This window comes from Mycolicibacterium gadium (assembly GCF_010728925.1).
Taxonomy (GTDB): Bacteria; Actinomycetota; Actinomycetes; order Mycobacteriales; family Mycobacteriaceae; genus Mycobacterium; species Mycobacterium gadium.
The window spans coordinates 4196595-4219195 of sequence record NZ_AP022608.1; the positions used below are offsets into that span (position 1 = coordinate 4196595).

Here is a 22601-nt window from a genome sequence, read left to right on the forward strand (position 1 = left end):
TTCTGGGTATGCGGGCGCTGATCATCACCGACGTTCAGAACGACTTCTGCGAAGGCGGTTCGCTGGAGGTGACACGCGGCGCCGAAGTCGCCGGCGCCATCAGCGAGCTGCTGGCCGGTGACCACGGCTACGCACATGTGGTGGCGACCAAGGACTTTCACATTGATCCCGGTGAACACTTCTCCGACAATCCGGACTACGCGCACTCGTGGCCGCGACACTGCGTGGTGTCGACCTCAGGCGCCGACTTCCACCCCCATCTGGATACCGGCGAGGTCGAGGCCGTCTTCCGCAAGGGTCAGTACGCCGCCGCCTACAGCGGCTTCGAGGGCGCCGACGACGACGGCACCCTGCTGGCCGACTGGCTACGGCAGCGCGGTGTCGACGAGGTCGACATCGTCGGTATAGCGACGGACTACTGCGTGCGAGCGACGGCCGCGGATGCCGTGGAGTCGGGGTTCGCCACCCGCGTCCTGCTGGACCTGACGGCCGGCGTCGCGCCCGAGTCGACAACCAAGGCCATCGAGGACATGCGCGCCGCCGGGGTCGAGATCAGTTAGTCGGATCGACCGGACGTCCCGTCCATTCGGGCGCCCGGTTTTCCAGATGGGCTCGCACACCTTCCCTGGCGTCGTCGTGGCCCATCACCGCGACGTGGATCTCGGTTTCGCGGCGACCGACGGCGGCACGGTCGAGGTCGAAGGAATCCCACAGCAGACGCTTGCTGGCTGCCACCGACATCGGCGCGGTGTTCGTCGCGATGTCGCGCGCCACCTCCAGGGCGGCAGGGAGCACGCCATCTGCATCGAGCACCCGGCTGCCCAGCCCGAGTTCGACAGCTCGGCGCCCGTCGAATGTCGCACCGGTCAAAAGGATTTCGGCCGCGTTGGCGATCCCAATGAGCCTCGGCAGCACCCAGTGCGAGTAGGCGTCGCCGACGACCCCGCGCCGCACCTGGACGATGCCGTACCGCGCATCGGCGGCGAAGAACCGTATGTCGCACTGCAACGCCAGAGTCAGACCCAATCCGATCGCGTGGCCATTGACCGCCGCGATCACCGGCTTGGACAGCGTGAAGGCGGGCACGTCGATACCGGCCGCGCTGAATCCGGATCCCGGGTTGGCGAAGGTGTCCTCACCGGCGGCCAAGTCGGCACCCGCGCAGAACGCCGGGGGTGCGCCCGTCAGCACGACGGCGCGGACTCCGTCGTCGCGTTCGCAGGTCCGGTAGGCGTCGGCGAGCTCCTCACGCATTCCGTCGCCGACGGCATTGCGCCGCTCGGGGCGGTTGAGCGTGATAGTTGCCACACCACTGTCAACGGCCAGCAGCAATGTGCGGTATTCGTGTGACGGAGTCATTGGTTGCAATGCTTTCGCATTGGGCATCCCCTAACGTCGCCTTCGTTCGTATCCGTACTGATTTTGGAGCTGCAACTTGAGTCAACCCGCCAATGCGCAGGTCAACACCCCTCTTGAGGTCTGGCCGGGCAAGGCCTATCCACTCGGGGCGACCTACGACGGCACGGGCACGAACTTCGCGCTGTTCAGCGAGGCCGCCGAGCGCGTCGAACTGTGCCTGTTCGACGCTGACGGCGAACAGACTGCCTGCATCACACTGCCCGAGGTGGACGGCTTCGTCTGGCACGGATTCGTCCCGACCATCGAGCCCGGCCAGCGCTACGGCTACCGCGTACACGGACCCTACGACCCGGCCGCCGGCCACCGCTGCAATCCCAACAAGCTGCTGCTGGATCCCTACGCCAAGGCCATCGAGGGTGCGTTCGACTGGAATCAGTCGTTGTTCAGCTACAACTTCGGCGACCCGGACAGCCGTAACGATGACGACTCGGCGGCCAGTATGCCCAAGTGCGTCGTCATCAACCCGTATTTCGACTGGGGTGTAGACCGCCCGCCCAGCCACGAATACGCCGACACCGTCATCTACGAGGCGCATGTCAAGGGCCTCACGCAGACCCATCCAGACATCCCGGAACAGCTTCGCGGGACGTACGCCGCGGTGGCGCACCCGATGATCATCGATCACCTGAAAGCGTTGGGCGTCAACGCGATCGAGCTGATGCCCGTCCATCACTTCGCCAACGACTCCACGCTGATCGACAAGGGTCTTTCCAACTACTGGGGCTACAACACCATCGGCTTCCTGGCGCCTGACCCGAAGTACAGCTCGAGCCCCAACCCCGGTGGGCAGGTGCAGGAGTTCAAGGCGATGGTGCGCGCCCTGCACGAGGAGGGCATCGAGGTGATCCTCGACGTCGTCTACAACCACACCGCCGAGGGCAACCACATGGGGCCGACACTGTCCATGCGGGGCATCGACAATGCCGCGTACTACCGCCTCGTCGACGACGACAAGCGCTACTACATGGACTACACCGGCACGGGCAACAGCCTCAACGTCGGCCATCCGCATTCGCTGCAGCTGATCATGGACTCGCTGCGGTACTGGGTGACCGAGATGCACGTCGACGGCTTCCGCTTCGACCTGGCGTCGACACTGGCCCGCGAGTTCTACGACGTGGACCGACTGTCGACGTTCTTCGAACTCGTACAACAGGATCCGATCGTCAGCCAGGTCAAGCTGATCGCCGAGCCGTGGGACGTGGGACCCGGCGGATACCAGGTCGGCAATTTCCCGCCGCAGTGGACGGAATGGAACGGCAAATACCGCGACACCGTGCGCGACTATTGGCGCGGAGAGCCGGCCACCCTCGACGAATTCGCCTCCCGGTTGACCGGATCCGCCGACCTGTACGAGGACACCGCCCGTCGACCGGTGGCATCGATCAACTTCGTCATCGCCCACGACGGGTTCACGCTGCGGGACCTGGTGTCCTACAACGAGAAACACAACGAAGCCAACGGCGAGGACAACAACGACGGCGAGAGTCACAACCGATCGTGGAACTGCGGTGTCGAGGGACCGACCGATGATCCCGAGATCAACGCGCTCCGGTCGCGGCAGCAGCGCAACTTTCTGACCACGCTGCTGCTGTCGCAGGGCGTTCCGATGATCGCGCACGGCGATGAGCTCGGCCGCACGCAGGACGGCAACAACAACGTCTACTGCCAGGACAACGAACTGTCCTGGATCGACTGGGAGAACGCCGATACCGAGCTGATCGAGTTCACCCGCAGCGTTTCGGCGATACGCGCCGCGCACCCCGTGTTCCGGCGTCGGCGGTTCTTCTCCGGTCGTCCCGTGCGCCAGCGCGGCGGCGACGGATTACCTGACATCGCTTGGTTCGCACCGGACGGATCAGAGATGAGCGACGAGGACTGGGATTCCGGGTTCGCCAAATCGATCGCGGTGTACCTCAACGGGCAGGGCATCCCCGACCTCGATCCGCGGGGTCAGCGGGTGACGGATGACTCGTTCGTGCTGTTCTTCAACGCCCACTACGAGGCGCTCGAGTTCGTCCTGCCGGAAGAACGGTTCGGTGCCTCGTGGGAGCCGGTCATCGACACCGCGGCCACCAATGGCGAGGAACCGAAGACCCACGATGCGGGAGCCAAGGTCACGGTAGACGCGAGGTCGGTGTTGGTGCTGAGGTCGGCGACGGTCAGCGAGACGTAGTCACCGCTCGACGTCGAAGAACGAGTCGCCGTCCTCGGGAGTGCCGTCGATCTGACCCCGGTCAATGCCGTGCTCTTCGGGGTCGAGCCGGTCGAGTTCATCGTCGGGCATCGACACGGTTTCCGGTTCGGTGTCATCGGCGTCGCGTGGGTCTACGTCACCGGGCGCGACATCGGGCACCTCGTCGGCCAAGCGCTCGTCCAGCGTCTCGTCCTCTTTGGCCTCGATCCACCGCTCCGGCGGGTCAACGACCTCGTCGCCGTCGTCGTTTCGCACCTCGTCGGAGTCGAGCGCTTCTTCTGGCGTGAGTGGATTGTCGTCGGATACGTCGCGTGCCATGACTGCCATGTTGCCCGACGCGCCGCCCGGCCAAACAGTGCGGGCTTCCACTCGGCTCAGGGCAGACACGGCGGTCAAGCGTTCATTTTTGGTGTCAGGTGGTGCTGCGGCGATGACTTAGCATCACCAACAGGCCCCTTTCATTGCGAGGCCGTTCGCGCCTGGCGCACTGAACACCCAGGTCACAGGGACGAAGGGCAGTAATTGTGAGCAGATACGACCCGCCGCACGACGGTGATGAGACCACCCCGTTTGCACCGCGCGCCATCCACGAGGAAGACACCTTGTACGCCGGGCTGTTCACCTCCCCGCAACAGCCGCCACCCGGTGCCGGTCATGGACAGCAACCCCCGCCGCACAGCGGTGGGTTGGTTGCCGGTCGGCGGCGCTGGTGGGTGATCGGCGGCGCGGTGGCCGCGGTCTCGGCGGTGATCGTGGGCCTGGTGGTGTTCACCGGCGGTGACGACGGCTCGTCGACTGATGCCACCGCGACGACCTCGACGCGGGTGCCCGCGGGTCCGAGCACCACCGCGGCCGCGACGCCCCGCTCCACTTCGGCGCCCGCTCCGCCACCACCACCTCCCGTTGTCGATGCTGCTGGGCTGCCAGGACTTCTTCTCCCCGCCGACCTGGTCAATCAGCGCATGAACACGACCGGTATGACTGCCGATCCCCCCTTCGCCAAACTGTTGCCCGGTTCGGTCACTCCGGCGCATTGCACCGGCGCGTGGGGTCCGGCATACGAGGCGACGTATCAAGGCTCTGGTTACACCGGGCTTGCCATCCAGGGCTTTTTCCAGCCCCCGATTCAGATGGTGCAGGCTGTCGTCTCGTTTCCCGACGCGGGCGCGGCGAAGGCGTTTTACGACCGGCAGGTCGCCGACTGGAACGAATGCAAATCCACCCACATCAGGTACGAGGGCGGCGGGGTGACCGAAGCTGATCTTGGTGTGCCGTCGATGGCTGCGGGCATCATGACACTGTTGCTGGTTCCGACCACGGCGAAGACCGCAGGTCAGCAGTGCGAACGTGATATGGCCCTGCGCTCCAACGTGATCGTCGATGTGCGGGCCTGCTCACCGACGGTCGGTAGCGCGGGATTTTCGATCGCGAACGAAATCGCCGAGAAAATCGCACCCGCCGCGTAGAGCGACTATTTCAGTTCGCGGGCCAGTGACGGCGCAAAATTCGCGTCGAGATATTGGCTCGCGAGGTAGCCTCCAGGGCCGGTCAGCGCAGCAATGGTGTTCGGATCGTCCACCACGATCATCGTTCCCTGGTACCCGGCGAAGGGCCTTGGCAGGCCGTCGAATCCGCCTCCGCCGGCCTTGCTGTCGGTGCGGATGACCACCAGTACGTCGGTTTCGAGGTTGTAGACCGCGGAGGGATCGGGCATGGGCCGGGTGTCGCCGGTATCGGTGGACCGATGGGTGAAATCTTGGCTGTAGCGCAGCCCAAGCGCTTCAAGATAGTTGGCCGCGGTCGAGGGAACGAGCACCTCCAATACGGATGCGTCTGAATTGACCAGAGCCACAACGGATTTCCCGTTCCACGCTGGATTCTGGTTCTTGAGATCATCCTGTTGGGCACGGATGTCGCCGATGAGTTCCTTGGCCTTGTCCTCATAGCCGAGAATGTCGCCGATCCAGAGCAATTGGCTCTGCCACGTCCACGATTCGGCGGTCTGATCCTCGGGTCTGGTCAGCGTCGGCGCGATGGCGGCGAGCTTTTCGTAGGTGGCGTCGTCGAGGTCGCCGGTGGCAATGATCACGTCGGGACGGGCGTCGGCGACGGCTGCGGTGTTCGTGAAGCCCGTCAGCACGGTTGGTGACGCAGTGATCGCGGACTGTTCCCAGCTGGGCAGCGCGCTGGAGGATGCACCGATTACGACAGGTTGGACTCCCAGCGACAGCACGGCGTCGCCGTCGCCCGGCCCGATCGCCGCCACCTTCTGCGGCCGAGAGGTGAGCTCGGTGGACCCGTGTTGGTGGGTGAAAGTCTGGGCCTGGTAGGCGGGTTCGTCAGGCCCTCGATTCCACAGCGCCACGCCGATCACGCCGGCGACGAGGACCACGGCAGCCAGACCGGCAGCGATGAGAGTGCCGGTACGTCGGCGTTTCGGCCCGCCGGCCTGTCCAGGTTGGTTCTCGGCGATCTGCCACCCACTCGGGTACGTGATGGCAGCGTTGGGCGGTCCGGTGGGATTGAAGTACCCCGGCGGGCCGGCGGGCTGCGCACCGGTCGGTGGTGGCGGAGCCCACTCGGCGGGGGCCGGCGGCGGCGCCGGCGTAGCCCTCAGTTGCACCGTGCTGTCGTCGAGCGCCGCGGCGGCGGCTTGAGCAAGTTCTCCGCCGGTTTGGTAGCGCTGTGTGGGGTCCTTGGCCATTGCCTTGGCGATGACGGCATCGATGGCCGGCGGCAGTTCCGGTACCCGTTCGGTGACCCTGGGCGGCGACGCCGTCAAATGGCCGGTGACGGTAGCCCCCATGTTAGCGCCGGGGCGCGCGAACGGAGTTTGTCCGGTGAGCATTGTGTACAGACTGCAGCCTAGGGCGTAGATGTCGGCACGGTGGTCAGCGGCTTCGCCGATCAGCGTTTCCGGCGCGGCATAGGCGATGGAGGCCAGCACCATTCCGGTTTGCGTCAGACCGGCGGCGTCATCGTTTCTCTTGGCAATCCCGAAGTCGGCCAGAAAGATTCGTTGATCTTCGGCGGCGAGCAGGAAGTTCGCAGGTTTCACGTCGCGGTGCAACAAACCGTGCTGATGCGCGTAGTCCAGAGCGTCGGCGACCGCGGCGGTGATGCGCAGCGCGCGCGCCGGAGTCATGCGGCCTGCTTTCAGTTCGTGATATGCGTCGCTGCCGTTGACGTACTGCATCGCGATCCAAAGATGTCCATCCTCGGTTTCCCCTCGGTTGTACACCGACACGATGTGCGGGTGATCAAGCGTCGCAGCCAGATCGGCCTCGCGAAGGAATCGTTCACGAAAATGACTGTCAAGCGTCAAGTCTGACGACAAGACCTTGAGGGCATCGGAGCGTGGCAGCGTGGGATGGGCGGCACGGAACACTGTCCCCATGCCTCCCCTGCCGAGAACCGCTTCGATGCGGTAGCCGGCCACCACCGATCCCACGTCCAGTGCCATCTGATTGTTCCCTCGTCTTACGGTCCGGTGTGTGCGAGCGGGCAGATCGGCTGCTGCGCAACGGTTGTGGCGGAATGGCGGTGTGCGGGCCGCCTCATGAGGCCATCAGCATGGCGTATTGCGCGGCGGTCTGCTGGTGCGCATCGGTCAACTGGGCCGAGGACCCTTCGATGACATACCGGTCGGCGACTGCGTAGCAGACGTCACCGGAGCCCAACGGATCATCAACGTGGATACAGCGCGATGCTGGCATGTTCGGCACCGACGCGACCGGTTTGCTTCCCGAGTCTTGCAACTCGCGGACGAACTGCTCGAGCATTTCCTCGGCTGATTCGGCGTCGCGAAACTGATAGACCGAGGCTTTTCCCCTGGCCCATAGACCCATGCCCAAGTCGGTGAACAGCTGCGTCGAGGCCTGCGGCGATATCTGAAAATGTAACGCCGCGTGCGGCCCGTAAACCAGGTTCTTACCGACCGGGATCTGATCGCCGGTCTGTGGGACGGTGCGCGCCAGCAAACCACCCTCGTCCACGGGGAGACCGCCAAGCTCAGATACCGGGGTGGGCACGAACCTGTCGATGGCCGAGATTTGCTGGTCCAGTGTCTTCGCGACCATGTCGGCGGCGGGACCGACCCCGTCAAGGGTGTCGGCGAACTGGTGCAGCACGAAGGGGCCGTGCGCGGTGTAGGCGCTGACGCTGGTTTTCGGCGTCGTCGAACCTGGCGGGGTGGTCTCAAGGGTGGAAGCGCGGGTGCCGGGATTATTCGGCATGGCTACGGGCTGCGCCAGGGGCAGGTTGTCGTCGAGGTCGGGCTGCAGCGACAGGTCGGCGAGTTCGGTGGCCGCGGCCGCGGCAGATTCGGGGTCGGCGAACCGCAGCACGGCATTGACCAGACTGACGCGATCCGGCTCGGTTCGTCGGGCCGACGAGAATCCGGTGACAAAGTTGTGTTTGCTCGCGGCGGCAGCCATTTTCCTTGGCAGAAGCTGTCGGAGCACGGTTGGGTCCGCCAACACGGTGGTCGGCATCACCCCTTCGGTGAGTGCGGTGTCGACTTCCCACGGCCCCACGACATGCTCGGCCATCCGCACGCCTTCTACCAACCGACCCTTTTCCGGGGTGCCGGCAGCTCCGAGAGGTGGCGCCGGCCGCGTGGGGTAATTGCCTGTGTCAAGCAGGCTCACATCGACAGCGCCGGGTGGCGGCCCGCCTGGCGACCGGTGCGCGGCACCGTCAGTCACGGTGGTGCATGCCGTGGCGATCAGCACCGTCGCCACGGCAACCGCACCAGAGCCCGCGAGACGGGACGAACAGGTTGGTCCCGCTGTCCGGCGGGGGCGAGGTGCGCCGTGCACGATGCTCTGCGGGAAGAAACCCATATGCCGGTACATTAGCCGCCCGCAGCGACGGCTATGTGGGCACTTTGGCCAGAATGCGGTCGGCGACTGTGTTGGCCGGCGCGGTGTTGTCGCCATCGCCGCAAACGATGACTTCTGCCAGCACGTTGCGCCGGTGTGCGACGACGTGGTGACAGTTGCGGGGCAGCCCGTCGCGCTGGAAGGTCGTACCGATGCGGTCAGGTCCGGTGCTGATCGGATAGGGCACCCAACGCTGGTCTTTGCCTTCGACTTCGATGAAGAATATGTCGCCGTCGGGACAGAGGCGCCATTCGGAGTCGATTAGCCACATCACCCCGTTGCGAGCGGTGATGTCGGCAGGCTTTTCGAAGATGGCAACCATCTGGTCGACCGACTGCCCGCGGGCGCCCCGGTTGGCATTGCCCACCACGGCTGGGTTGTTCAATAATCCGGTCTCGGCCGCCAATGCGCGCGATCGGCACGCGAAGGGCTCGATCCTCACGTTCGCGCTCTGCCGCCCGGTGTAGGCCTCCAGTTCGACGAGATCGGTGTCACCGATGATTTCGCCGAGTTCGCTGCGTTTGAGTAATAAGTCCGCGCCGGCGGCCGCGGGCACCAGTGTCGGAGTCGCAGACGCGGCCGTTGTGGTGACCGGTGGCGGCGCGGATGACGTCGTCGTCCCGACGTCTGCGGACGTGCCGGCCCCCTCCTCGGCAGTCGATCCGCATCCGGCCAGAATCAGCACCGCACACATCGCCAGGCCTGCCTGGATAGACCGCATCGTGTTCGTCTCCTCGGATATTCAGGCCTTGCGGACGTTGCACCGCGTAACCAGCGAACTCGCCGACTCGCAGAAGTGTTGTGCGCCAGCAATCTTGCGCGGTAATGCCCTCGACCGTACTAACTTGTATGGTACGGTCGCGAACTATAGCAACCGCGGTCGCCGCGAAGGCAGAGAGATTTCTCGTCCGCCGCCGGCTGGGGGGCCGGAGTTGGGGCCGGGACGGCGGCGGTACCTCGCGGCGGCCGCGGTTGCCGACTCGTCTTCGCGAATCTCACGCTCCGTCGATAGCTCGGGTCGGCTTCAGCCCGGTCTTGGCGTCCAGATATTGCAACAGCTGGTGTGCGGCGATCTCGATGTCCTTGTGTCGCCATTCCGACGCCCGGTAGACGCACGCGATCAAGCCCGTGCGGTGCAGTCTGCGCAGGTCACCGTAGGCGAACGCGTACCGCGCCTTGGTGCCGTCGGTTGCGCCCTCGGTGAGCCCGAGGTGCCACCGGGCGTAGTCCTCCCAGGAATGGGATTCGAGGTAGGAGTTCTGGTCGTCGGCGCGGGGTTGTGCGTCGCCCCAGTCGCTGTCGAGGACGTACTGGCGCGCGTCGATCAGCTCTCGCGCCTTGGCCACGGCGTCGTCGTTGAGTGAGTACTTCGCCATGGTGGCACTCCCCTCGATAGTCAGATATCGGGCAGCAGCGCAATATCTTTCGTCATCCGACGAGCCGGGCGATCGATTTCAGCGGGATCGGCAGCCAGCTTGGCCGGTGTCGCGCTTCGTAACCCGCCTCGTACACCGCCTTGTCGAGTTCGTAGGCCAGCAGCAGCGGTCCGCTGTCGCGGGGATCGGCACCTGACACCTCGGCGTAGCCCTCGCAGAACGAGCCGGCGTTGCGGTCCACCCACTCGCGGGCCCGCGCGGCCAGCTGTCGGTCCAGGTCCTCGTCCCGGGAGTCGCTGGAATGGTCCATCAGCCGCTGGTACGCGGCGTACTCGTATGACCGCAGCATTCCGGCCACGTCGCGCAGTGGCGAATCGGGCCGCCGGCGCTCGTCCAGCGGTTGCCCCGGCTCGCCTTCGAAGTCGATCACCAACCAGCTCTCCGGAGTCCGCAGCACCTGGCCGAGGTGGAGGTCGCCGTGGATGCGCTGCACGACGATCTCCTCCTCGGCGAGCTTGCGGTAGCGCTCCTCGATCAGCTCCACATATTCCTGGAGTTCCGGCACCGCGCGGGCCACCGCCGCGAGGCGCTGCAGCATGGTCTCGGCGGGAAAGAGAGTCGATTCGGTGTCGAGTTTCTCGGCGAGCGTCGCGTGTACCGCGGCGACGGCTTCACCAAGGCGGAAGGACTCACCGGCGAAGTCGCCGCCGACCTCGTCGGCGTACAGGTCGCCCTCGGCGAACAGATCGCGGGTGCTGGCCAGCGCCATGTCCCAACCCTCGGCGGAGTTGGCGGCGAACGCGGTGACCATGCCCAGCGCGCATGGCTCGCCGTCGCACATCGTCTCGAAGGACCCCAGCAGCTGTGCCACATGATGATTGCCCGCGCGGGCCAGGACCCGGTTGAGTTCGATATCCGGGTTGGTGCCGGGCGTGATGCGCCGGAAGATCTTCAGGACGGCTTCCTGCTCGAACACCACGCTGGTGTTGCTCTGCTCGGCACCCATCAGTCTCGGCGCGATGTCGAGCGGCAGAGTGACGTCGGGCTCCTTCTCGAAGCGCACCGCCGCGTCCGCCTCTCCGACGGTCGCGGACGCGTCGATCAGCGACAACAGGTACTGGCCGGCCTCCGGGTCGTAAAGGGCGTCATATGCGGTGCGGTCGCCGTCGGTCCCAATGGTGGCCGCATCCGCGAACTCCTCGATGGGCTCGTGGTTCCACTGCACGATGACCTGATAGCGCTCCGAGCTGCCGTCGGTGTACGACACGTCGAGCAGCATGAGTTCCAGGTCGTCGCGCAACGAGACGCGGACGGTGGGCTCGGCGGACGCGAGTTCGCGGCTGCGGCCGGCGTACCAGCGCTGGTGCGGCAGCCATTCGGCGAAGGGCAGGTTCACGGCGCAACTCCAGGTTCCGGTTCGGGCTCGCGCAGTGCGAACCAGTAGAACCCATGGCCGGGCAGGGTGAGCAGGTACGGCAGCTGGCCGATGCGCGGGAACTCGACGTGCCCAGTCATTTCAATGGGGGTGTACCCGTTCCAGTGCTGAAGATTCAGCTCGATGGGCTGCGGGAAGCGCGACAGATTGTTGACGCACAGCACGGTGCCGCCCTGTTCCTCGTCTTCCATCTCCCGAACGTACGTCAGCACTGATGGATTCGAGCCGCCAAGCTCGCGGAATGCACCGATCGCGAATGCGTCGTGGCGTCGCCGCACGGCCAGCATGGTGCGGGTCCAGTTGAGCAGCGACGTCGAACTGTCTCGCTGCGCTTCGACATTCACCGATTGGTAGCCGTAGATCGGGTCTTGGTTCGGCGGCAGATAGAGCCGGCCCGGATTGGCCGTGGAGAACCCCGCGTTGCGGTCGGGTGTCCACTGCATCGGCGTGCGGACGCCGTCGCGGTCGCCGAGCCAGATGATGTCGCCCATCCCGATCTCGTCGCCGTAGTAGAGCACCGGCGAACCGGGCAGTGACAGCAACAGCGCGGTGAACAGCTGCATCTGGTTGCGGTCGTTCTCGAGCAGCGGCGCGAGCCTTCGCCGGATGCCGACGTTGGCCTTCATCCGAGGATCTTTGGCGTATTCGGAGTACATGTAGTCGCGTTCTTCGTCGGTGACCATCTCGAGCGTCAGCTCGTCGTGGTTACGCAGGAAGATGCCCCACTGCGCCATCTCCGGAATATCGGGCGTCTGCGCCATGATCTCGGAGATCGGGAAGCGCGACTCGCGCCGCACCGCCATGAAAATCCTTGGCATCAGCGGGAAGTGGAATGCCATGTGACATTCGTCGCCGCCGGTTTTCGGATCACCGAAGTACTCGACCACGTCGGCCGGCCATTGGTTGGCCTCGGCCAGCAGGACGCGGCCGGGGAACTCGTCGTCGATGACTTTGCGACAGTGGCGCAGGAAGCCGTGCGTCTCGGGCAGGTTCTCGCAGTTGGTGCCCTCACGCTCGAAGAGGTAGGGAACGGCGTCCAGGCGGAAGCCGTCGATGCCGAGATCCAGCCAGAAGCGCAGGACGTCGATCATGGCTTCCTGCACGGCCGGGTTGTCATAGTTCAGGTCGGGCTGGTGCGAGAAAAAGCGGTGCCAGTAGAACTGGCGTCGCACCGGGTCGTAAGTCCAGTTGGACTCCTCGGTGTCGACGAAGATGATGCGCGCGTCCTGGTACTTCTCGCTGGTGTCGCTCCAGACGTAGAAGTCGCCGTAGGGGCCGTCGGGGTTGCGTCGAGACTCCTGGAACCACTCGTGTGAATCGGATGTGTGGTTCATGACCAGGTCGGTGATGACGCGAATGCCGCGGCGGTGTGCCGCGTCGAGCAGCTCGACGAAGTCATCGACGGTGCCGAACTCGGGCAGCACCTTGTAGAAGTCCCGGATGTCGTAGCCACCGTCGCGCAACGGGGAGTCGTAGAAGGGCGGCAGCCAAAGGCAGTCGACGCCAAGCCATTTCAGGTAGTCCAGCCGTTCGGTCAGCCCGCGTAGGTCGCCGCTGCCGTCGGCGTTGGAGTCGTGGAAGGCGCGGACGAGGACTTCGTAGAAGACGGCGTGCTTGAACCAGGTGCGGTCCTCGGGCAGCGCGCGGGCGTGTTCGAAGTCCTCCGCGGTCGGATGCTCCACCACGCCGTTCTCGACGTGGCTACCTTCGGCTGGGTCGTGGTTGCTCAAGTCCATACAAGGTTCAAACCTACCCATGTCCGACGGAATTGAACCGCCCAGAATCGGGTGTCTGTCGGCTTGCTGTTTGCTGGTTTCCTAGCGGTTGTACAGATCTCCACCGAACGTGGGTTACCCGCACGCTGTGGGCGCCGTTCGCGTGACAAAACCCCTCACTCGTGGGTGGCCGCACATTTGCTCGTCGCTATCGGGGTGATCGTTTTGGCAATCACGGTCGCTTGCATTTGCGAAGTCGGCGGAAGCTCTTCTGCTGACGGCGCCGCAGGTAGATGGTGGTCCCGCTACGTCTATTCGCCGACGTCGGGTCGGTCAAATTGGTGCATATGGCGATATCGCAGTTCCGGTAGCATTTTCGTCGTGATGGCTGAGGGGGCTTGCCAAGCACTCAGCGCGGAGCCGATTGCCATGGGGAGTGAGCGTGACTGAGGATTTGCGGGTCGATGCCGCGCTGGTCCGTCAGTCCGGCGGCAAGTTAGAGACCATCGCGGGATTACTTCCGGAGCCGCCTGCCTCGTTCAGCCCGTCGGGAGCCGATGCCCTCTCGACGGCGATTGCGGGCCGAGTATCCGAGGTGGTTGATCCGGTGCTCGCTCAGATGCCGATCGCCAAGGACGAGCTCACCCGCTTTGCCCAGAACGTCATGGCGGCCGCGGATAGCTATGACGCTGCCGATCGGCGCATCGCCGAGGAGATCCTCAAGCAGTTGGGGATCCTCGACGAGGCGGCTGGCGGTGGTGCAGCGGGATCGGGTGCGCCGTCGTCGGCTGGTTCGGGCGCCGTGGGCGCCCCGGCGTCGGGCGCAGCACAGTCCGATCAGATGGGCCAGTTGATGCAGATGCCGATGCAGCTGGCTCAGCAGGCCGCGCAGATCCCGATGCAACTGGCGGGCATGGCCGCGGCGATCCCACAGGCGATGATGCAAGGCGTTCAGACCGCTGTGCAGCAGGCGACTCAGATGGCGCAGTCCGGCGAGGGTGACGAGAAGGTTCCCGAGGACGAGACGCTGACGCCGGAGGAGGCGCGCGAGGAGCGGGACGACGAGGAAAAGCCGGAGCCACCATCCGAAGCTGCATCCGGCACTTCGGTTGGTGAGCGGGTACCGGACGCTGGTCCGCAAGAGCCCACACCGCCGGCGCGGAAGCCCGCGCCCACGCGTCCTGCTGAGTCCCGCCCGGAGATCGCGCTGTGAGTTTCCCGCCGTCTGGGGGCCCGCCACCCCCGCCTCCGCCTGGCGGTCCGCCGCCGCCTGGGAATCCCTATCCGCCACAAGGCTATCCGGGTCCACAGCAGCCGTGGCCGCAGCAGCAGCCGTGGGCCGCAGGGCCGCCGCCGAAGAAGCGCGGCAATGGCTGGAAGTGGGGGCTCGGCGCGGTGGCATTGCTGGTTGTCATCGGACTGACTGCCGCAGTGACGATTTCGGTTACGAAGAATGATGGGGACGGCGAGCCATCGCCGAGCGGTGAGACATTTGGGTTGGCGAGCGCCGACGACAAGGGCCCCGCGAACATCATCACCGAAGATCCGAGCTGCGCGGCGTGGACGCCGATAATCAGAACGCTTTCGGAAGAGCAGAAGAACGGTTGGGAAAGACGGGACCGTTCAATACCGGCCACGGAGTGGACACCCGAGCAACGACGGCAATACGAAAAAGTTGCCGATGCTATGCGCCGCGCGGCCGACCAGACTGTCCAGGTAGCGAAGGTGACTCCGCATCGAGTCATGCGAGAGTTGTATGAGCAATTCATTGTTTACGCGCGCGCGTACGCGGATGCGATCCCCACCTATACCAAGGATGACAATCTGTTGGCTGGTGTGGCGGGAGGCACCTCTAATGCCGTGACACGGATCTGTACAACCATTACCTACAAGTCAGCACAGGCACGCGGCCCACTTGTGAGCAACGCGCCAGCGCCGACTGCACTCGCGCCGCTCATTGATCCCCGAAATCCGCAGATGTTTATGGCGGACTCCGACCCATCGTGTGTCAAGTTGATCGGACTGCTCGAGACATTCGATGCTGAGTCAGCGGACTGGCAGGCCCTCGACTCGGAGATCCCTGCCAGCGAGTGGAATCCTGAGCAGCGCAGCGTAATAGATCGCGTCATTCCGCTCATGAACACATTGGCCGACGACATTGAGCGACTCGGTTTGCAGAGCAGCAATCCTACGCTGCAGGATTTTGCGATATTTGCAGCCCAATACCGCAGAGCGTACGCAACCGCACTGCCCTCGTACACGACCGCTGATTCGTATTTGGGCGCGGCATCGGCCGGAATTACCTCCGCTATTGCTGACGCCTGCAGGGCGTCGGGGAGCTAGCCAATGGGTATCGGCAGGCCGTCGGATCCACATGGAATGACTGCGCCTCCGGCGTGGCCCGAGGTTGATGAGGACAGACTGCGCTCTTGCGCAGAAGCCTTCGAAACGACTTCGACCACGGTTGGCTCGCAACTTGACGCCGCAAAAGAGCAGCGGCTCCAAATGTTTAGTGGCGTTGGAATCTGGTCGGGTGGTAGCGCGACGGCTGCCAGCGGTGCCCTAGACAAACGGATCACAGATCTTGAAGGGGTCAAGACCCAACTTGACGCCTCAGCAAAGATGTTCCGTGACAGCGTGACCACGATCGTCAATGCCAAGAACACGATCATCGAGAACGTCGATAAAGCCAACGATCTCATCGACTTGATCAACGATGCAGAGGGGTCGGACTCAGAAAAGCAGTCCGCGATTCTCGCAATCATAGACGCAACTCGAAGCGAGAATCTGGAAGTCGTCAACTTGGCGGGGTCGCAGGTGTCAGGGAAACCACCGCCGGTCGAGGAGGCTGCCAACCAAACTCCCGGAACCGATGCCACCGAACCTATCGCGGCCGAAAGCAACAGGGATGATCGCGTTCTCCTCGTAAGCAATTTGAAGGGAGGCGACGCAAGCCTGGCTCCAGCGCCGGAGGCTCCGGCTGCACCGAACGCACCGCCAGCTGCGGAGAACATGCCGGGGGTGGGCGACGACAGCGCACCCGAGGCGCCCTCGGAGCCACCCGCCGCAGAGGATCCGCGATCTGTCCAGCCGGTTGTCGGCTCCGGTGGGGACGAACCATTTCAAGCGCCTAACCCAGCTCCCACAGCACCTCCACCCGCCGCCCCCGAAGCCCCGCCAGCAGCAGGACCCGCTCCCGGCATGCCCAGTCTTCCCGGAATGCCCGGTGCCCCAAGTGCTCCCAGTGCACCGTCGGCGCCCAGTATCGGGTCGCCATCCAGCCCGGTGTCGAGCCCGTCGAGCCCCTCTGCCCCCGCGACATCCACACCCAGCGCCCCGGCCGCCAGCGCCGCACCTACGACTCCTGCACAGCAGCTGACCGAATTCAACCGCGCCATGGCCGAATCGGCGGCCCGCGCCGCAGCCCAAGCGCCACCCATCCAGCCGACACAACCACCCGTTCCGATGGGTTCAGCGCCTACACCACAGCCTCTCGCTCCCCCGGCCATTCCCGACGCACCCACGGCAGCCACCCCGCCGCCAGCAGCCTCGGGTCCGACCGGTGGAACTGCAGCGCCCGTCGCGCCTGCCCCGGGCCCCGGCGCTCCGGCCGCACCGCCCATGCCCCTCGGTCAACCGGCGACACCGCCACCCGCCGCACCCGTCGCACCCGCTGGTCCTGTCGCACCAGCCGTCCCGCCCGCCGCCGCGGCCGCAGGCGCCAGCACTGTGGGAGCCCCTGCGCCCGTGCCGGTTTCGGCTGCCCGCGCCCACCGCGAGGCCGTCGCCGCAGCGGCCACCGCCGGAGCCCTGCGCCGTCGTTCGCCCGGCAACGATCCCGTCGTGTTCGCCCAACGCATCGCCGCCGCCCTCAACGTCGGCATCACAGACGTCGGCTTCGTCTGGCTCACCGGCCTCGCCAAGGACGGCTCCATCGTCGTCGCCAACAACTACGGCCTCGGCTATATCCCCGAGGGTGTGAACCTGCCCGAACAGGTCACCATGGCCACCGCCGACGAGAGCATCCCGGCTACTGTCCGCGGCACGTGGACGACGTATCCGATTCTTGCCCTTCATGGTTGGGCCCAACACCACAACACCGACCTGCGCGCCGTCATCGCCACCGAGGACCAGTTCAAGGGATTCGACCCCGGTGCACCCAAGATCGTTTTGCGCCCCGACGACATCCCCGAGAACGGAACCATGGAAGGCCGGCACCGCCTACAGGTGATTGCTCCCGACGCCGCGGTCAAGCTCACCGCGGTCAGCAGCACCGGACTGTCCGATCTCCTGCCGCCAGCTCAGGCCGATACCAATGCACCCGAGGACAAACGATCGCAGTTGTGGTTCGAGGTCTTCCGTCCGCTCCTGAGCAATGCACCCGAGCGCGCTGTCGTGCAGATCGAGGCGTTCGTGACCTATGCCGAGCATGCGCAGGAGTTGGCCCTGTACCACGCCCACACCGCCGCCGACCCAGCTGACCAGCGCGCCGCAATTGCCGACTGGATCTACTGGCAACACCTGAGCGTGCTGATGTCCGACTCGATCGCTACGGAAGCGACCGTCTAGCGCGAGGCAGACCTATCGTCGGGACCGCCGTGTTGCGATTCGTCCCAGTGCGCCCACTCCGGTAGCGGCGTCGGCGGCACCATGCCCATCTCCCCCAGCGTGCCCAGGGTCGGATCGATCTTGTGTCGATAGCTCACCTTGCGCCTGCGAACGACGTACACAGTCGCGATCGCGAGCACGCCGGCTGCGATGAACACCAGCACCGCCACCTGGAGAATCAGCAGCAACACTCGCTCACTGTACGCAGATCTGCCGGCCCTTCTCTGCACCGTTTGCAGTCGCATTCCAAGAACTGCAAAAAGTGCATCTACAGACCCGGGATAATCAGTTCGTGGCCACTTCCATCTCAGCCGTCGAGGCGTCACAGCCGGAGCGTCTGGCGTCGGCGGCCGCCGACGTGGGCCACATGGCCTCACAGCTCGACCACCTGATCACGATGCAGCGCGACTCGATCGCCGAACTGCGTGACGGTTGGACAGGGGAAGCGGCCGACGCGGCGGTCGCCCGCGGAGAACAGAACCTCGCAACTCAGGAAGCGCTGCGCGACAAGTTGCAAACCTTGCAGGGCGTGCTGGCATCCGGCGGAGGGCAGCTCAACTCGGCACGCACGGCGCTGCTGGACATGGTCGGCGAGTTGCGCGGCCAGGGATGGGAGATCTCCGACGACGGGGTCACGACGCCCCCGCCCAATCTCTCGGAAGCTTTCCGCAGTGTCCCGCAGGCATACACGCTGATGATCCAGCGACTGCTCGAGACGTACGACGTCATCGACGACGAGACGGCCGGTGGCTTTCCCATATTCGAGCCAGGCGGATGATCAGGCTCCTCGGGGTCCTCGCAGCAGCTCTCGTCACTGTGACTGCCTGCGGTGCTTCGACTCCGGAGCTGCCACCAGATTCCCCGCCCGAGATGCTCAGCGTGCTCACCGGCGACCGGGGAGACGACGTCCTCGACAACGTGACGACGTACGAATGGGATGACGACGGCACGGCTGCCGGGGCGCGCTTCACCTGGATCGGCGAGGACGACGAGGCTGCGAACCAAGGCGCCGCAAGGCTTGCCGAGTACCTGATCGCCGACCATGGCAAGTTGACGGCTATCGGCTCCGGCTTCCTCGGCCTGACGAAAGTTTCGGCGGCACAAATGAATCCCCAGCTGACTCGTGCCTACGCTACTTCGCTTGCTCCCCACGTCGGCGAGTTTGTCGGCGGCCACCGTCGTGAATTCGAGTCCCTCCGCGTCCAGATAGCAGACAACCCGTTGGCATTGCGAAACCTGCTGTCGGTCTTCGTCGCCGACCCCGAACCCGGGCGCACTGCCGTCGAGGCGACGCACGCTGCTGCCGAGCAGTACGAGGAGGCCGCGGCCGCGGCCCCGCCGGACAGCCGCGAGTCTGTTGCCGCCCTCAGGGCAGCGGGTGCGCTGTTGGGCGCCGCGTATGGCGCGGTCGAAATGGCGGACAGCGACATCCCGACACCATCCAGTGGCCCGGCAACCAGCGAAATGGCGGTGCGGATCGCGACCATCCTGGTGCCGGCGGATCCCAACGCCGCGATCCTCAGCAAATACGTCGAGGACGGCCGGCTGATGTCACCCGCCGCGGTCCAGAACAAGTTCTCCGACACCGCCATGCGGACGTACTACCTCGATGTGCAGAACTACATCGGCACAAAGGGATTCGAAGACGGCAACAACACGTTTGTTGCAGCATTCAAGGACAGTTCTGGCGTGCCCCTGTCATGACTCAGCTCGGGATGTCGACGTTGGCGATGTCGCCGGCGACCGCTTGATCCTGACGAGAATAGGCACGCACAGCGTCGTCCAGGAGGTCGCTGTATTCCCGAACGCTCTCAACCGCCGCGGTAACCGCCGCGGTGATGCCCTCCTGCGCCCTGCGGCATGACTCGGCTGTGAGCAACTGCCCCAGCGACGCACCCGCATTGCCGACGACCTCGTCGGCCCGCATACGGCTCAGACCGTCCGCCGCATCACCGAAAGCCGCTGTCGCAGTGCGCAGCACTTCCGGATCGAACCCGGGTAGCTCACCGCTCATCGCCCACTCCCCTCGCGATCAGAACCTCAAATTTCGCAGCAGGTCGTACACGCTGGCGATCCACAACAGCAGAGGGATGATCGCCGCAATCGCCGCACCGTCGACCAATTCGAGGATTCGCTTGGTCACCGGCGACACCCGCTGCACGCTGCTGGCCGCACCGATGACGATCAGAGTGACGATTCCCAAAGCCACGTACAGGGCCAGCACCAACCACGCTCGGTCGGGATCCCACAACAACAGCTTCACCATCAAGCCCGTCGGGATCACGACAACCGCCGCCAACAACGCCCACGCACACCAGCGTTCGGCGTACAGCCGAGACCTGAAGCCGCAGATCGACGTGACCAGACCCGCAACGATCATGCTGTGGACGAAGAAATGTCCTTGCACCACAACGGTGATCGCGCCGATCGCCAGGATCAGCGCGCCCGCGGTGACGAATCCGATCAGCAGCCGCGTCGCCAACTGGCTGCGCTCGTGTAGCCGCGCGGCGGAGTCCGGCACGGACTCGATGATCGCCTGCCAGGTCGGTGACTCGTCGCCCATGGGTGCCGCGACCGGGTCGAGAAGTTCCTCGCTGCCGACGGTTTCGCCGGGCGCGGGGATCGGCGGCAGCGCGATCCGAGCCACCGCAACGGTCAGCTTGGCCGCATTGGTCACGACGATCAGGCCGAACGCAATTGCGCCTGCGGGCACCCAGTATTGCCATCCGTAGCCGAATGCGACAGCCGCAGCTGTCCCCGCGATGGACGCGACCGCCAAAAACGAAGCCAGCTCGGCCCTTTTGCGCGGTCCACCTCGGGTCGCCAGTGTCAACAACAACACCACCGCGGCCGCACCTGCGGCTTGCGGCGCGCCGAGTCCGCCGTAGCCGTTCGGCAAGGGAACGGCGAGCGCCGCCGCCGCCGCCAGTGCCGGTATCGACGCGACCAGCAGACACTCCGACATGTCGATTTTCTGGTAGCGGTTGGTCGCCAGCATGCTGCCGCCCAGGAGGCCCAGGCCGAGGACGGCCAGCGCCACTGCCCACCACCAGGCGTGCCCACTGCGGCTCCATGCCGCCAACGACATCACCGATACTGCGAGCGCGGTGAACGGAATCGCCAGGCCAACAAACCGATTCAATGCGGAACGGTCGAACTCCGGGGACTCGTCGAGCACCGCGATCGCGTCGATCACGTCCTCGACCAGCGGTCGATAGCGCTCGGTCCGGCTGACGGAAACCAGGGTCAGCAGGGACCCGTCGACCACACCCGCGTCATCCAACGACTCATTGAATCTCAGCGGCGGCGCGCCGGGGCGTGCGAACGCCCACACCCCCTGCACCGAGAAGTCGAACCCGGCGAGGACATCCTTCGGTGTGTCCTCGAGTAGCTCTGCCAGCACCGACACCGTCTCATCGATATACGTTTCGATCGGTGCCGACGCCGGCAGCACCAGGTCGGTCATCCGCCGACCGGTCAGGATCGTCACGCGTGTGGTCGACGGCCGGCCAGGCGTCACACCCGACGCCGGTGCTGCGGCGGCGGTGGAGGTCAACGCCGTTCGAGCCTGTCGAAGTCGTCGGACAAGGCCGCGGCCAACTCGATGACCCGGCGCCGGAAGTCCTTGCCGAGCAGGTCGAGCTGGATCTCGGTGCCGGCCGCGATGTGCTTGTCATACGGCAGCACAATGACTCGGCCCGGCGGGACATGGCGCTCGAACTGCTGCACCAGATCCTCGATATCGATGTTCGGTCTGCCCGGCACGACGTGGTTGATCACCACGCACGAGCGGCCCAGCAGATCCTGATACCCGTTCTGCCGCAACCAGTCCATGGTGATCGCGGCCTGGCGTGCACCGTCGATCGACGCGCTCGCCACGATCACCAGGCCGGAAACCGTCGACAGCACGCCGCGAGCGGCGGGCTGGAACAGCCCGGCCCCGCAGTCAGCCAACACCAGGTTGTAGTAACGCGACACGATGGTCGTCGCGTCCTTCCAGTCCTCGTCGTTGAACTCGCGACGCGCTGCGCTGTAATCGTCGGACGACAGGACCTCGAGGTTCGAGCCGTTCATGCTCGTGTACGCGCGGATGTCGTTGTACCGCGCGAGTTCCTTGTCCGACAACAGATCTGCAATCGTCGCCGCCGACTGCCGTCCGGCCCGATCGGCGAGGTTGCCGCCGTCCGGGTCCGCGTCGATGGCCAGGATGCGGTCGCCGCGCACCTTGCTCAGCGCAGAACCCAGCGAGACGGTGATGGCGGTCTTGCCCACACCGCCCTTCAGCCCGAAGACGCCGATCTGGTACGAGTCACGCGCATTTCGGCGGATCCGGGTATGCAGATCCATCTCGTAGAGCTCGTCGGGCGACAACCCGAGATTGATACGCGTCAGCACGTACAGCAGATGCCGCCAGCCGCGCTGCGATGGCATTTTCACCGCGGACTTCACGCCGACGTGCGACAGCGCATCGATGGCGCGATGGTTGCCGATCGTCGCCGCCGACGTCTGCGCGGGCTGGCCGACTCGACGCACCAAATCCATCTCGGACTGGCTTTCAGTGAAGTGCTGCGACGGCGCAGGCGCCGGCCGTGGCGCGGGCATAGGTGCCGGCCGCTGTTGTTCGAAGCGGGCACCTGCCGGGCCGGTGGCCTTCGGTGTCCGCATCATGCCGTTCGGCTGCGGGCGCGGCGGCGCGGCCGGACGTGCGGCGGGCATCTGCGTCGTGACCTCGGTCTGGCGCGGGGCCGGCGCGGAGGCGGCCTGAGTCTTGTTCGGATCAACGGGCATCGCGGGCGGCGTCACCTCGCTACGGCCGGGACCGGTGGTCGGCGCCGGACCTGTGGCGGCGACATCACGATCCGCATCGTCGGCTGTCGGCATAGCGTCCACCGAGGACCCTGAAGAGTGGAAAAGCCGGTCATAGTCTGCCGACATGAGTACCTCTCATTGTTAGAAGCCGAGACGCAC

General features: G+C 65.3%; 22 protein-coding genes and 1 pseudogene. 9 read left to right on the forward strand and 14 right to left on the reverse strand.

The features are described from left to right. The first annotated feature begins 8 nt into the window (after nt 1-8). Nucleotides 9-560, forward strand: coding sequence for a nicotinamidase (locus G6N36_RS20735; protein ID WP_163688732.1), 552 nt, complete (start codon nt 9-11; stop codon nt 558-560). Here the strand turns inward: G6N36_RS20735 and G6N36_RS20740 are convergent. Next, complete coding sequence (locus G6N36_RS20740) at nt 553-1386, reverse strand: enoyl-CoA hydratase/isomerase family protein (protein WP_163688733.1); 834 nt, start codon at nt 1384-1386, stop codon at nt 553-555. The genes G6N36_RS20735 and G6N36_RS20740 overlap by 8 nt on opposite strands. Before the next feature lie 49 nt (nt 1387-1435). On the opposite strand from G6N36_RS20740, the gene glgX reads away from it, so the two are divergent. Next, nucleotides 1436-3595 (forward strand): glycogen debranching protein GlgX, encoded by a 2160-nt coding sequence (gene glgX, locus G6N36_RS20745; RefSeq protein ID WP_163688734.1) that lies wholly within the window; start codon nt 1436-1438, stop codon nt 3593-3595. Here glgX and G6N36_RS20750 read toward each other — a convergent pair whose 3' ends face one another. Next, the gene (locus tag G6N36_RS20750) at nt 3596-3943 is read right to left on the reverse strand and encodes a hypothetical protein (protein ID WP_179964958.1); all 348 of its coding nucleotides are present in this window, start codon (nt 3941-3943) and stop codon (nt 3596-3598) included. 197 nt (nt 3944-4140) lie between these two features. Here G6N36_RS20750 and G6N36_RS20755 point away from each other — a divergent pair, with 197 nt between their 5' ends. After that, nucleotides 4141-5082, forward strand: coding sequence for a sensor domain-containing protein (locus G6N36_RS20755; protein ID WP_235690125.1), 942 nt, complete (start codon nt 4141-4143; stop codon nt 5080-5082). A gap of 5 nt (nt 5083-5087) precedes the next feature. Here G6N36_RS20755 and G6N36_RS20760 read toward each other — a convergent pair whose 3' ends face one another. From G6N36_RS20760 to treS, 6 genes are all read right to left on the reverse strand, one after another. Continuing rightward, a complete protein-coding gene (locus G6N36_RS20760) occupies nt 5088-7079 on the reverse strand; it encodes a serine/threonine-protein kinase (RefSeq protein ID WP_163688736.1) in 1992 nt (663 codons plus the stop codon). Nucleotides 7080-7173: 94 nt separating this feature from the next. Beyond that, nucleotides 7174-8556, reverse strand: coding sequence for a DUF7373 family lipoprotein (locus G6N36_RS20765; protein WP_456264910.1), 1383 nt, complete (start codon nt 8554-8556; stop codon nt 7174-7176). After that, nucleotides 8492-9220, reverse strand: a complete 729-nt coding sequence (locus tag G6N36_RS20770) for a sensor domain-containing protein (protein ID WP_163688738.1) — start codon at nt 9218-9220, stop codon at nt 8492-8494. The genes G6N36_RS20765 and G6N36_RS20770 overlap by 65 nt, the downstream gene beginning before the upstream one ends. A gap of 274 nt (nt 9221-9494) precedes the next feature. Continuing rightward, complete coding sequence (locus tag G6N36_RS20775) at nt 9495-9875, reverse strand: hypothetical protein (protein ID WP_163688739.1); 381 nt, start codon at nt 9873-9875, stop codon at nt 9495-9497. A 52-nt stretch (nt 9876-9927) separates the two neighbouring features. Further along, a complete protein-coding gene (locus G6N36_RS20780; protein WP_163688740.1) occupies nt 9928-11271 on the reverse strand; it encodes a maltokinase N-terminal cap-like domain-containing protein in 1344 nt (447 codons plus the stop codon). After that, nucleotides 11268-13046, reverse strand: a complete 1779-nt coding sequence (gene treS, locus G6N36_RS20785) for a maltose alpha-D-glucosyltransferase (protein WP_179964827.1) — start codon at nt 13044-13046, stop codon at nt 11268-11270. The genes G6N36_RS20780 and treS overlap by 4 nt, the downstream gene beginning before the upstream one ends. A gap of 421 nt (nt 13047-13467) precedes the next feature. Between treS and G6N36_RS20790 the strand changes: the two genes are divergently transcribed. The 3 genes and pseudogenes from G6N36_RS20790 to G6N36_RS30450 form a co-directional block, all read left to right on the forward strand. Continuing rightward, on the forward strand, nt 13468-14238 hold the full coding sequence (locus G6N36_RS20790; RefSeq protein WP_163688742.1) for a PE domain-containing protein: 771 nt from the start codon (nt 13468-13470) through the stop codon (nt 14236-14238). Nucleotides 14239-14420: 182 nt separating this feature from the next. Beyond that, complete coding sequence (locus tag G6N36_RS20795) at nt 14421-15368, forward strand: ESX-1 system-associated protein (protein ID WP_235690126.1); 948 nt, start codon at nt 14421-14423, stop codon at nt 15366-15368. Nucleotides 15369-15404: 36 nt separating this feature from the next. After that, a pseudogene (locus G6N36_RS30450) lies at nt 15405-15695 on the forward strand (WXG100-like domain-containing protein); the annotation flags it as partial. A 460-nt stretch (nt 15696-16155) separates the two neighbouring features. On the opposite strand, the gene G6N36_RS20800 reads toward G6N36_RS30450, so the two are convergent. Next, nucleotides 16156-16380: a hypothetical protein gene (locus tag G6N36_RS20800; RefSeq protein ID WP_163688743.1), complete on the reverse strand. Its 225-nt coding sequence runs from the start codon at nt 16378-16380 to the stop codon at nt 16156-16158. A gap of 123 nt (nt 16381-16503) precedes the next feature. Next, entirely contained in the window at nt 16504-16713 is a 210-nt protein-coding gene (locus G6N36_RS20805; protein ID WP_163688744.1) for a hypothetical protein, read from the reverse strand. Between the two features lie 59 nt (nt 16714-16772). Between G6N36_RS20805 and G6N36_RS20810 the strand changes: the two genes are divergently transcribed. Then, a complete protein-coding gene (locus G6N36_RS20810; protein WP_170311135.1) occupies nt 16773-17594 on the forward strand; it encodes an EspK C-terminal domain-containing protein in 822 nt (273 codons plus the stop codon). On the opposite strand, the gene G6N36_RS20815 is transcribed toward G6N36_RS20810, so the two are convergent. Beyond that, nucleotides 17591-17824, reverse strand: a complete 234-nt coding sequence (locus G6N36_RS20815; protein WP_163688745.1) for a hypothetical protein — start codon at nt 17822-17824, stop codon at nt 17591-17593. The two genes, G6N36_RS20810 and G6N36_RS20815, sit on opposite strands and share 4 nt — an antisense overlap. Before the next feature lie 101 nt (nt 17825-17925). On the opposite strand from G6N36_RS20815, the gene G6N36_RS20820 reads away from it, so the two are divergent. Continuing rightward, nucleotides 17926-18411 (forward strand): WXG100 family type VII secretion target, encoded by a 486-nt coding sequence (locus G6N36_RS20820; protein WP_163688746.1) that lies wholly within the window; start codon nt 17926-17928, stop codon nt 18409-18411. 38 nt (nt 18412-18449) lie between these two features. Next, nucleotides 18450-19337, forward strand: coding sequence for a hypothetical protein (locus tag G6N36_RS20825; protein ID WP_220096928.1), 888 nt, complete (start codon nt 18450-18452; stop codon nt 19335-19337). Between the two features lies 1 nt (nt 19338). On the opposite strand, the gene G6N36_RS20830 is transcribed toward G6N36_RS20825, so the two are convergent. The 3 genes from G6N36_RS20830 to G6N36_RS20840 are packed head-to-tail and all read right to left on the reverse strand — an operon-like array spanning nt 19339 to nt 22568. Next, nucleotides 19339-19647 carry a type VII secretion target gene (locus G6N36_RS20830; protein ID WP_163688748.1) on the reverse strand — a complete coding sequence of 103 codons (309 nt, stop codon included), beginning with the start codon at nt 19645-19647 and terminating at the stop codon, nt 19339-19341. A gap of 18 nt (nt 19648-19665) precedes the next feature. Next, entirely contained in the window at nt 19666-21189 is a 1524-nt protein-coding gene (eccD, locus tag G6N36_RS20835) for a type VII secretion integral membrane protein EccD (protein ID WP_163688749.1), read from the reverse strand. Continuing rightward, on the reverse strand, nt 21186-22568 hold the full coding sequence (locus G6N36_RS20840; RefSeq protein WP_163688750.1) for a MinD/ParA family ATP-binding protein: 1383 nt from the start codon (nt 22566-22568) through the stop codon (nt 21186-21188). The genes eccD and G6N36_RS20840 overlap by 4 nt, the downstream gene beginning before the upstream one ends. Between the last annotated feature and the right edge of the window lie 33 nt (nt 22569-22601).